This is a genomic window from Streptomyces graminilatus (genome assembly GCF_001418565.1).
Classification (GTDB): domain Bacteria; phylum Actinomycetota; class Actinomycetes; order Streptomycetales; family Streptomycetaceae; genus Streptomyces; species Streptomyces graminilatus.
The window spans coordinates 1-10,230 of the sequence record NZ_LIQQ01000438.1; the positions used below are offsets into that span (position 1 = coordinate 1).

General features: G+C 66.5%; 10 protein-coding genes. 3 read left to right on the plus strand and 7 right to left on the minus strand.

Annotated features, from left to right (window positions below; all coding sequences use genetic code 11):
* Positions 1-71: 71 nt before the first annotated feature.
* A complete protein-coding gene (locus tag AOK08_RS31730) occupies positions 72-1,772 on the minus strand; it encodes an MDR family MFS transporter (RefSeq protein WP_079054393.1) in 1,701 nt (566 codons plus the stop codon).
* Positions 1,773-1,925: 153 nt separating this feature from the next.
* Between AOK08_RS31730 and AOK08_RS31735 the strand changes: the two genes are divergently transcribed.
* The gene (locus AOK08_RS31735; protein WP_055532521.1) at positions 1,926-2,513 is read left to right on the plus strand and encodes a TetR/AcrR family transcriptional regulator; all 588 of its coding nucleotides are present in this window, start codon (positions 1,926-1,928) and stop codon (positions 2,511-2,513) included.
* A 154-nt stretch (positions 2,514-2,667) separates the two neighbouring features.
* Here AOK08_RS31735 and AOK08_RS31740 read toward each other — a convergent pair whose 3' ends face one another.
* The gene (locus AOK08_RS31740; protein ID WP_055532522.1) at positions 2,668-3,273 is read right to left on the minus strand and encodes a M23 family metallopeptidase; all 606 of its coding nucleotides are present in this window, start codon (positions 3,271-3,273) and stop codon (positions 2,668-2,670) included.
* 488 nt (positions 3,274-3,761) lie between these two features.
* Between AOK08_RS31740 and AOK08_RS31745 the strand changes: the two genes are divergently transcribed.
* On the plus strand, positions 3,762-4,415 hold the full coding sequence (locus tag AOK08_RS31745) for an HAD family acid phosphatase (protein WP_055532524.1): 654 nt from the start codon (positions 3,762-3,764) through the stop codon (positions 4,413-4,415).
* Between the two features lie 98 nt (positions 4,416-4,513).
* Here the strand turns inward: AOK08_RS31745 and AOK08_RS31750 are convergent, their stop codons facing one another.
* Positions 4,514-7,042, minus strand: a complete 2,529-nt coding sequence (locus AOK08_RS31750) for an ATP-dependent Clp protease ATP-binding subunit (RefSeq protein ID WP_055532526.1) — start codon at positions 7,040-7,042, stop codon at positions 4,514-4,516.
* A gap of 442 nt (positions 7,043-7,484) precedes the next feature.
* Between AOK08_RS31750 and AOK08_RS31755 the strand changes: the two genes are divergently transcribed.
* Positions 7,485-8,150, plus strand: coding sequence for an SCO3374 family protein (locus tag AOK08_RS31755; RefSeq protein WP_055532528.1), 666 nt, complete (start codon positions 7,485-7,487; stop codon positions 8,148-8,150).
* Here the strand turns inward: AOK08_RS31755 and AOK08_RS31760 are convergent.
* The 4 genes from AOK08_RS31760 to AOK08_RS31775 all read right to left on the minus strand — a co-directional run bounded on the left by AOK08_RS31760 (position 8,129) and on the right by AOK08_RS31775 (position 10,002).
* Positions 8,129-8,464: a histone-like nucleoid-structuring protein Lsr2 gene (locus AOK08_RS31760; RefSeq protein ID WP_055532530.1), complete on the minus strand. Its 336-nt coding sequence runs from the start codon at positions 8,462-8,464 to the stop codon at positions 8,129-8,131. The genes AOK08_RS31755 and AOK08_RS31760 overlap by 22 nt on opposite strands.
* A 251-nt stretch (positions 8,465-8,715) precedes the next feature.
* The gene (locus tag AOK08_RS31765; RefSeq protein ID WP_055532532.1) at positions 8,716-9,249 is read right to left on the minus strand and encodes an amino-acid N-acetyltransferase; all 534 of its coding nucleotides are present in this window, start codon (positions 9,247-9,249) and stop codon (positions 8,716-8,718) included.
* A gap of 9 nt (positions 9,250-9,258) precedes the next feature.
* A complete protein-coding gene (locus AOK08_RS31770) occupies positions 9,259-9,717 on the minus strand; it encodes a BlaI/MecI/CopY family transcriptional regulator (RefSeq protein WP_055532534.1) in 459 nt (152 codons plus the stop codon).
* 102 nt (positions 9,718-9,819) lie between these two features.
* Complete coding sequence (locus AOK08_RS31775; protein ID WP_055532535.1) at positions 9,820-10,002, minus strand: hypothetical protein; 183 nt, start codon at positions 10,000-10,002, stop codon at positions 9,820-9,822.
* Positions 10,003-10,230 lie beyond the last annotated feature (228 nt).

Sequence of the window (10,230 nt, forward strand, 5' to 3'; positions counted from 1 at the left end):
CCGGGGCAGGCAGCACCCGAGGGCCATCAACTCCTCACCGTCCCCCGACGTCAGACGTCAGACGTCAAACGTCAGCCGACCTCCACCACAGCCCCCTTGGCCAACGCCCCGTCCTCCACCGCCTCCGGCGCCCCCTCACCCTTCCCCGACTCCGCCCCCTTCAACGGAACCTCCTTCACGAACACCGCAGCGACCAGCACCGCGACCGCCACCACAGCCCCCAGCAGAAACGCCGAGTGCGTCCCCGCGGACACCGCGTACTGGTACGCCTCCCGCGCCGCCGCCGGCAGCTTCGCCAGGCTCGCCGCGTCCAACTGCGCCGACCGCTCGGTCACCTTGGACCCCAGCGCCCCGGCCCGCTCGCTCATCACGTCCTGCACGCGGCTGTTGAACAGCGCACCCATGATCGCGACCCCGAACGAGGACCCGAGCGTACGGAACAGCGTGGTCGTGGAGGACGCGACGCCCATGTCCTTCATCTCGACGCTGTTCTGCGCGACCAGCATGGTGATCTGCATGAGACACCCGAGGCCCGCCCCGACGACCGCCATGTACAGACCGGACGTCAGCCGCGAGGTCTCCGTGTCCATCTGCGCGAACAGATACAGCCCGACGCTCAGCAGCACACCCCCGACCAGCGGGAACACCTTGTACTTGCCGCTGCTCGTCGTCACCCGCCCCGCGACCATGGACACGACCATCATCGCCGCGAGCATCGGAAGCAGCAGCAGTCCGGAGTTGGTCGCGGACGCGCCCTGCACGGACTGCTGGTACAGCGGCAGGAACAGCACCGCGCCGAACATCACGAACCCGGTGATGAAGCCGATGAACGACATCAGCGTGAAGTTGCGGCTGCGGAAGATGTGCAGCGGAATGATCGGCTCGACGGCCTTGGTCTGCCAGAACACGAACCCGACGAGTGAGGCGACGCCGATCCCGATCAGCTCCATGATCATGGCGGAGCCCCACGCGTACTCCGTACCGCCCCAGGTCGTGACGAGCACGATCGAGGTGATGCCGACGGTCAGCAGCGCGACGCCCGGGTAGTCGATCCGCGTCTTCGACCGCTTCTTCGGCAGGTGCAGTACGGCACTGATGGCGGCCAGCGCCACCACACCCAGCGGCAGGTTGATGTAGAACGACCAGCGCCAGCCCAGGTGATCCGTGAGCGCCCCGCCGACCAGTGGTCCGCCGATCATGGCGAGCGCCATCACACCGGCCATCAGGCCCTGGTACTTGCCACGCTCACGCGGCGGGATCAGGTCCCCGATGATCGCCATGACCCCGACCATCAGACCACCGGCACCGAGTCCCTGCAACGCCCGGAAGCCGATCAACTGGCCCATGTCCTGGGCCATGCCGCTGAGCGCGGAACCGATCAGGAAGAGCACGATCGAGCTCATGAAGACGCCCTTGCGCCCGTACATGTCGCCGAGCTTGCCCCAGATCGGGGTGGAGGCGGCGGTGGCGAGCGTGTAGGCGGTCACGACCCACGCCAGGTGTTCGAGCCCACCCAGTTCACCGACGATCGTCGGCATCGCCGTACCGATGATCATGTTGTCCAGCATCGCGAGCATCATCGCGATCATGAGCGCGAGCAGCACCACCCGCACACTCCGCGGCTGCTTGCCCTCAGGAGCCTCCCCGGCCTCCCCGACCGCTTCACCCTGCTGAGCCCGCTCATCGCGCTCGTCCCGCTCATCGCGCTCATCGCGCTGAGCAGGCTCACCCCGCTCACCCTGCCCGTCCACCACTGCCGGCTTGTCCGCCATCGCCTCTGCCCCACTCCCCCGAGACTGCCACTTACTTGCCGCCCGGCAAGTTGACTACACTGGGAAGCTAGACCCCTAACTAGCCGGGCGTCAAGTAAGTTTTTCCCCCAAGGGCACTCCGGGGGTTTGAGAAGCGGAAACAGGAGTACGGGCATGGACCGCACCAAGCAGCGCCGACGCGGGGACACCCGTCAGCGCATCCAGGACGTGGCGCTCGAACTCTTCGCCGAACAGGGCTACGAGAAGACCTCACTGCGGGAGATCGCCGAGCGCCTCGACGTCACGAAGGCCGCTCTCTACTACCACTTCAAGACCAAGGAAGAGATCATCGTCAGCCTGTTCGAGGACCTGACGAAACCGATCGAGGACCTGATCGAGTGGGGCCGGCAGCAGCCGCACACCCTCGACGTGAAGCGGGAGATCGTACGCCGCTACAGCGAGGTGCTCACCGTGGCGGCGCCCCTCTTCCGCTTCATGCAGGAGAACCAGGCGACGGTACGGGATCTGAGCATCGGCGACATGTTCAAGACCCGCATGCTCGGTATGCGGGAGATCATCATCGACCCGGAAGCGCCCCTGGTCGCCCAGGTCCGCTGCATCAGCGCGATGTTCACGCTGCATGCCGGGATGTTCGTGCTCCAGGACCTCGCGGGCGACGCGGACGAGAAGCGTCAGGCGATCCTGGAGGTCGCGATCGGCCTGGTGACCCAGGCCCACGAGGGCGCGGAACGACCGTCGTAACCGTCGCACTCGTCGCACCCGTCGTAACGGCCGCAACCCCAGCACCCCCGACGGACCGAACGAACCGAACAGACCGGCCGGACCAGACGGACCAGCCAGACCGGACAAACGGTATAAACCGGAAGAACCAAACAGACCAGACAGACCAGACGGCTCAGACCGTCACACCCTTGGCCCGCAGAAACGCGACCGGGTCGACGGCCGACCCGTAGTTCGGCGTCGTACGGACCTCGAAGTGGAGGTGCGGGCCGCTGGAGTTCCCCGTGTTGCCGGACTGGGCTATGCGCTGCCCGGTGGCCACGACCTGGCCGATCCGCACGCCGATCCGCGACAGGTGGGCGTACTGCGAGTACGTCCCGTTGCCGTGCCTGATGACGACGGCGTTGCCGTACGCCGGCCCGTCACCGGCGCCGTTGCCGCCCGCCTTGACGACCGTACCGCCGTGCGCGGCGACGACATCGGTGCCGCTCGGCACGGCGAAGTCCTGGCCGGAGTGGGTGGACGACCACATGTTGCCGGCCTGGTTGAAGCGCGCGCTGAGCTTGTACTTCTTGACCGGGTGCACCCACGAGGCGGCCTTCTTGGCGGCGGCCTGAACCTGGACGGCGCCCGCCGCACCGGTCTCCGCGGCCGCCGCGACCCCGGTCGCCCCCAGGACGATCGACGCACCGAGCCCGGCCACCAGAACCGAGGGGCAGGAGACACGGGAGACCCGGGCCGTACGGGAGTCGTGGGACGGGGTGGTGGCGCGCCGGAACATCGAGACCTCACAGGGACGGGGACGGGGACAGAAAAGCCACCCGGCACGAGCGATCCGGCCGGATGGGCAATCCCTTGGTAACCCCGAAACCCGCCCTTCCCCAAACCCTCCATCTACGACACAAGGCAGTAGTTGACCATAAATTCACCCACATATTGACAAAACAAATGGAGTCAATGCTCCGAACAAACCGTGCCCCAGTCGGTCGACCGCCCACTAATCGCCCTAGTAGTGGACTTTTCACCTATGTGTCATGTCACCAGCCACCAAGATCCATCAAGGTCCGACTGTGACGCGCGCAACGGGCGGCAACGGGCGGCAACGGGCGAAACAAACCCCGCCGACTACTGGCACCTCCTCGCTACCCGCAAGTAATGTGCCCTTCCCACCCGCGCCACCCACTCCCGCGAACATGCCCCAGACACCGCACGCCTGACATGCGCATGTCTTGGCACCGCACGGCCTATGTGAGAGGACCCCCCATCCCGATGACAAGAGGCTCAGCAGGCTCCTGGACGCCCTGGACCCGTCGTATCGGCCTGACCGCGGCCGCCGCCGTCGCCGCGGTGGCACTGGCCGGCCCCGGCACCGCCCAGGCCGCGACCGCCACGGGCAGCGCGTCCGTGTCGGCGGCCGCCGCCAAGGCCGCCGTCGACCACGCCACCTGGCAGCGGGACTGCCAGGCCGTGATGGACCAGGCCCTGCCCTATCTGAAGCAGCGCATAGCCGCCGCCTCCAAGGGTGAGAAGCAGGCGATCGTCTTCGACATCGACAACACCACCCTGGAGTCCGACTTCGGCTTCAGCTACCCGTCACCGGCCAACGCGCCCGTGCTGAAGGTCGCCCAGTACGCCCAGGAGCACGGCGTCGCCCTGTTCTTCGTCACCGCGCGCCCGGACATCATCAAGCCCGTGACGCAGTACAACCTCACGCACGTCGGCTACGACGTCGCCGGGCTTTACACCCGCGGTCTGTTCGACCTCTTCAAGAACGTGGCCGACTACAAGACCGCACAGCGCGTCGCCATCGAGGCCAAGGGCTACACGATCATCGCCAACATCGGCAACAGCACCACCGACCTGTCGGGCGGCCACGCGGAGAAGACGTACAAGCTCCCGGACTACGACGGCCAGCTGTCGTAGGTCGCCCGGCGAGCCGCCCTCGCGGGCATGCGAAAGGGGCCGGTGCTGGAAAGCACCGGCCCCTTTCGGCTCGACTTCTTCGGCTCGACCCCGGAGGGTCAGGCCTCCTTGCTCAGGTTCGGTCCGGCTCCGCCGGCCGCCTGCTCGATCGGCGGGACGTCGGGCAGGGCCGACTTCTCCTCGCCGCGGAAGGTGAAGGTCGCGCTCTCGCCCTCGCCCTCCGTGTCGACGACCACGATGTGACCGGGGCGCAGCTCGCCGAAGAGGATCTTCTCGGAGAGCGTGTCCTCGATCTCGCGCTGGATCGTGCGACGCAGCGGACGCGCGCCCAGCACCGGGTCGTAACCCTTCTTGGACAGCAGCTCCTTGGCGGCCTGGGAGAGCTCGATGCCCATGTCCCGGTCCTTGAGGCGCTCGTCCACCTTGCCGACCATCAGGTCGACGATCTGGAGGATGTCGTCCTGCGTGAGCTGCGGGAAGACGACGACGTCGTCGACGCGGTTGAGGAACTCGGGGCGGAAGTGCTGCTTGAGCTCGTCCGAGACCTTGTTCTTCATGCGCTCGTAGTTGGACTTCTTGTCACCGGAGGCCGCGAAGCCCAGGTTGAAGCCCTTCGAGATGTCCCGCGTGCCGAGGTTGGTCGTCATGATGATGACCGTGTTCTTGAAGTCCACGACCCGGCCCTGGGAGTCGGTCAGGCGACCGTCCTCCAGGATCTGCAGCAGCGAGTTGAAGATGTCCGGGTGGGCCTTCTCCACCTCGTCGAAGAGGACGACGGAGAACGGCTTGCGGCGGACCTTCTCGGTGAGCTGGCCGCCCTCTTCGTAACCCACGTATCCGGGCGGGGAACCGAAGAGACGCGACACCGTGTGCTTCTCGCTGAACTCCGACATGTCGAGGGAGATCAGCGCGTCCTCGTCACCGAAGAGGAACTCGGCCAGGGCCTTGCTCAGCTCGGTCTTACCGACACCGGACGGGCCCGCGAAGATGAACGAACCACCGGGACGTTTCGGGTCCTTCAGACCGGCACGCGTACGGCGGATCGCCTTCGAGAGCGCCTTGACGGCGTCCTTCTGGCCGATGACCCGCTTGTGGAGCTCGTCCTCCATGCGCAGCAGGCGGCTCGACTCCTCCTCGGTCAGCTTGAAGACCGGGATGCCGGTGGCGGTCGCGAGGACCTCGGCGATCAGCTCGCCGTCGACCTCGGCGACGACGTCCATGTCGCCGGCCTTCCACTCCTTCTCCCGCTTGGCCTTCGCGGCGAGGAGCTGCTTCTCCTTGTCACGGAGGGAGGCGGCCTTCTCGAAGTCCTGCGAGTCGATCGCGGACTCCTTGTCCCGGCGCACGCCGGCGATCTTCTCGTCGAACTCGCGCAGGTCCGGCGGTGCGGTCATCCGGCGGATGCGCATCCGGGAACCGGCCTCGTCGATGAGGTCGATCGCCTTGTCGGGCAGGAACCGGTCGGAGATGTACCGGTCGGCGAGCGTCGCCGCCTGCACCAGGGCCTCGTCGGTGATCGAGACACGGTGGTGCGCCTCGTACCGGTCGCGCAGGCCCTTGAGGATCTCGATCGTGTGGGGGAGGGAAGGCTCCGCCACCTGGATCGGCTGGAAGCGGCGCTCGAGGGCCGCGTCCTTCTCGAGGTGCTTGCGGTACTCGTCGAGCGTGGTGGCACCGATGGTCTGGAGCTCACCGCGGGCCAGCATCGGCTTGAGGATGGAGGCCGCGTCGATCGCGCCCTCGGCGGCACCCGCGCCGACGAGCGTGTGCAGCTCGTCGATGAACAGGATGATGTCGCCGCGGGTGCGGATCTCCTTGAGGACCTTCTTCAGGCGCTCCTCGAAGTCACCGCGGTAGCGGGAGCCGGCGACCAGCGCGCCGAGGTCAAGGGTGTAGAGGTGCTTGTCCTTGAGGGTCTCGGGCACCTCGCCCTTGACGATGGCCTGGGCGAGACCCTCGACGACGGCGGTCTTGCCGACGCCGGGCTCACCGATGAGGACCGGGTTGTTCTTCGTACGGCGGGACAGCACCTGCATGACCCGCTCGATCTCCTTCTCGCGCCCGATGACCGGGTCGAGCTTGGATTCGCGGGCGGCCTGGGTGAGGTTCCGGCCGAACTGGTCGAGGACCAGGGACGTCGAGGGGGTGCCCTCGGCGGGGCCGCCACTGGCGCCGGCGGTCTCCTTGCCCTGGTAGCCGGAGAGCAGCTGGATGACCTGCTGCCGGACCCGGTTGAGATCTGCGCCCAGCTTGACGAGGACCTGGGCGGCGACGCCCTCACCCTCGCGGATCAGGCCGAGCAGGATGTGCTCCGTGCCGATGTAGTTGTGGCCCAGCTGAAGGGCCTCGCGGAGCGACAGCTCCAGGACCTTCTTGGCTCGGGGGGTGAAGGGGATGTGCCCGGACGGGGCCTGCTGACCCTGCCCGATGATCTCCTCAACCTGCTGGCGGACCGCCTCAAGCGAAATGCCGAGGCTCTCCAGGGCCTTTGCGGCGACACCCTCACCCTCGTGGATCAGGCCCAGGAGGATGTGCTCGGTGCCGATGTAGTTGTGGTTGAGCATCCGGGCTTCTTCCTGAGCCAGGACGACAACCCGCCGCGCGCGGTCGGTGAACCTCTCGAACATCGTTAATCGCTCCTCAGAGCGGTCAGGCAGTAAGGGGACGCTCCCCTCCCTGTCCTTCCGCAGCTTAGTCCCGCAAGCGGGGACCGCTCATTCCAACTGCCGACACCGGACCGAGAACCAACACAGCCTCCTGACCCCGTACGCCGACATATGCTCCAACCCGATCGTGCGAGACGATGTTCCCGCAGGCCAGGGAGATACCCTCACTATCAGTACGCCCATGGCGAACGTGAGACGCCCTTTTCTGCGTGTCGCCCCCTCCCACTAGGGATTGTCTTACCCGTACGGACCGACACTCCATGCCGAATGCACGGGTTCCCTCCGCTACGGGCGAACAACCTTGCGCCGCCGAACCGCTCCGAGCGCCCCCGGAATCGGCACTCTGTGCGCCCGCTCGGACACCCAGCGTAACTCGCGGCCTCTCCCGGCGGTTGGCTTTGGCATGGTCTCCACGGTCCCTCTTCCTCGTCGCCCTCTTGATACGGGCGTCACCGCCGGTGGTCTCACGAGCGACACCCGTGCGGATGTGGCCGGTGAGGCCACCGGTGACGTACGCCATTGGTACGAGAACGAACTTGGGTGGGCGACAGTGCCCGGTTCCGGTTCCCCGGGGTCTCCGCTGCTCCTGGCCGTGGGCCCGCGCTTCGACGTGCTGGACGTGCCGGCCGAGGCGGGTCTCGCGGCGCTGCGCCTGCGGGCGCGGACAGGGGCGCCGGGTTCTCCGGTGGCCCGGTGCGGGGACCGGCTGCTGCTGCTGGTGGCCGCGGGCAGCGCGGACGAGTTGCCGGGGCTGCTGGAGTGGCTGGATTGGGGCGGGCTCACGCCGGACCTCAGGGCGATCGGCATGGGCGGCCACATCGAGGCACCCGTCCCGCCCGTCCCGCCTATCCCGCCCGTACCGTCGGGCCGGACAAATCCGCAGGGGGCCGCTGTCTGGCTGCGGCCCCCTGAAACAGGGTGCGGGACGGAGATCCCGCTGCCGACGATGTCGGCCCTGGGGGGCGTCGGAGGCGCCCCCGATCTCGTACGGCTGGTGGACACGCTGGCGAACCAATGCCATCGCGTCCGGCTGCGGCGCGCGAGCGCTCAGCCGTTGGCCTTCTCGTAAGCCTCGCGAATGGACGCGGGAACACGGCCACGGTCATTGACCTCGAAACCGTTCTCCTTCGCCCAAGCACGGATCTGCGCGGTGTCCTGGCTGCCGCCGGTGGCGACACGCGCCTTTCCACGCCCGCCCGAAGCACGGCCTCCGGTACGACGGCCGCCCTTGACGTACGCGTCGAGGAGACCGCGAAGCTTGTCGGCATTGGCGGTCGTGAGGTCGATCTCGTACGTCTTGCCGTCCAACGCGAACGTCACGGTCTCGTCGGCCTCGCCGCCGTCGAGGTCGTCGACAAGAAGGACCTGAACCTTCTGTGCCACCGGATTTCCTTTCATCGATAACTCGGGAGCGAGGCCGCGGCGTACGCCGCCGATTCGCGTCCCCTGTTATATGCAGTACTGCAGTACATCGGAAAGCAAACCGCTTTTGCGGGAAAAACACAAACCCCCGGGAGAGACCGGCCGCCCTTCCCCGGGCCGGAAACATGCGCGTTTCGGACATAGGGAACCGGGGCAGGGCGGCTCACCGGAATTGCCCGGCCGATCGCAGATGCCCGATCACAGATGTCCGATCACAGATGCAGAAGCATCCGACTGTTGCCCAAGGTGTTCGGTTTCACTCGTTCGAGACCGAGGAACTCCGCGACGCCCTCGTCATAGGAACGCAGCAGCTCGGCGTAGACATCGGTGTCAACGGGCGTCTCGCCGATCTCCACGAAGCCGTGCTTCCCGAAGAAGTCCACTTCAAAGGTCAGGCAGAAAACCCGACGAACACCGAGCCAACGGGCGGTCTGGAGCAACTTCTCCAGCAACTGATGCCCGACACCGGAACCCCTGAGGTCGGGGTTCACGGCAAGAGTGCGGACTTCGGCGAGGTCTTCCCACATGACGTGGAGTGCGCCGCACCCCACGACCTCACCGTTGTCGTCGCGTTCCGCGACCCAGAACTCCTGGATGTCCTCGTAAAGCGTCACCGTCGCTTTGTCGAGCAGGATACGGCCACGGACGAACGAGTCAAGGAGTCCGCGTACGGCCTTGACATCGCTGGTCCTGGCCCGTCGGACGGTGATGGCTTTCGCGGTGACTTCGGGACGGATCGCTGACATGAGCGGACGCTATCGCCCGGTCGAGTCCGGGGCTGAGGCGGGGTTCTCGTTGGCGGTGTGTTCCGCCGCTTCGGCCTGTTCGCTCTGTTCGGACCGTTCGCTCTGTTCGGACCGTTCGGCCTGTTCGGAGCGTTCGGCCTGTTCCGGTCCTTCGACGATGTGAACGGCATCCCTGAGGGCGAGCCGCTGTTCTTCGCTCATCATGCCGAAGAAGGCGACGAGAGCGGCTGCGGGGTTGTCACTCTGCGACCACGCGTCGTTCATCAGAGCGGCCGAGTAGGCGGCGCGGGTGGAGACCGCCTCATATCGATAGGCACGGCCTTCCGCCTCGCGGCGGACCCAGCCCTTCTGATGAAGATTGTCCAAAACGGTCATCACCGTGGTGTAGGCGATGGACCGTTCCTGCCGAAGGTCTTCCAGGACTTCTCGAACGGTGACCGGGCGGTTCCACTTCCACACCCGCGTCATGACCGCGTCTTCGAGTTCTCCCAATGGGCGAGGCACAACTCGACACACTAGCGGGAGAAACGGTGAATAGCGCCAAGGACGTGCGCATTCACCGCCAAACACCTACGAAACGGGGCGGTCCTGTCCGGCTTGCCGGGTCTGTTCGGCACGGGCGAGGGTGGCGTCGACGACGGCGTCCTCCTTGGCCTTGTTGGCACCGCCCTGACTCTTCACCATCGTCACGATCACACCGATGAAGAGCGCGGCCATCACTACGGGGGGCACGAGCGCGGAGACGTAGTCCATGGGGTCCAGAGTAGCCAGGGCCGAGGAAAGGCCCGGGCGGGGGCCCGGGCCTTGGCAATTCGGCCTGTCTGTTCAGCCTGTCTGTTCAGCCTGTCTCTTCGGCTTGTTCGTTCAGCCTGCTCGTTCGGCCTGTTCGTTCAGCCTGCTCGTTCGGCCTGTTCGTTCGGTCTGTTCGTTCGGTCTGTTCGTTCGGTCTGTTCGTTCAGCCTGCGGCGAGCTGTTGCTGTC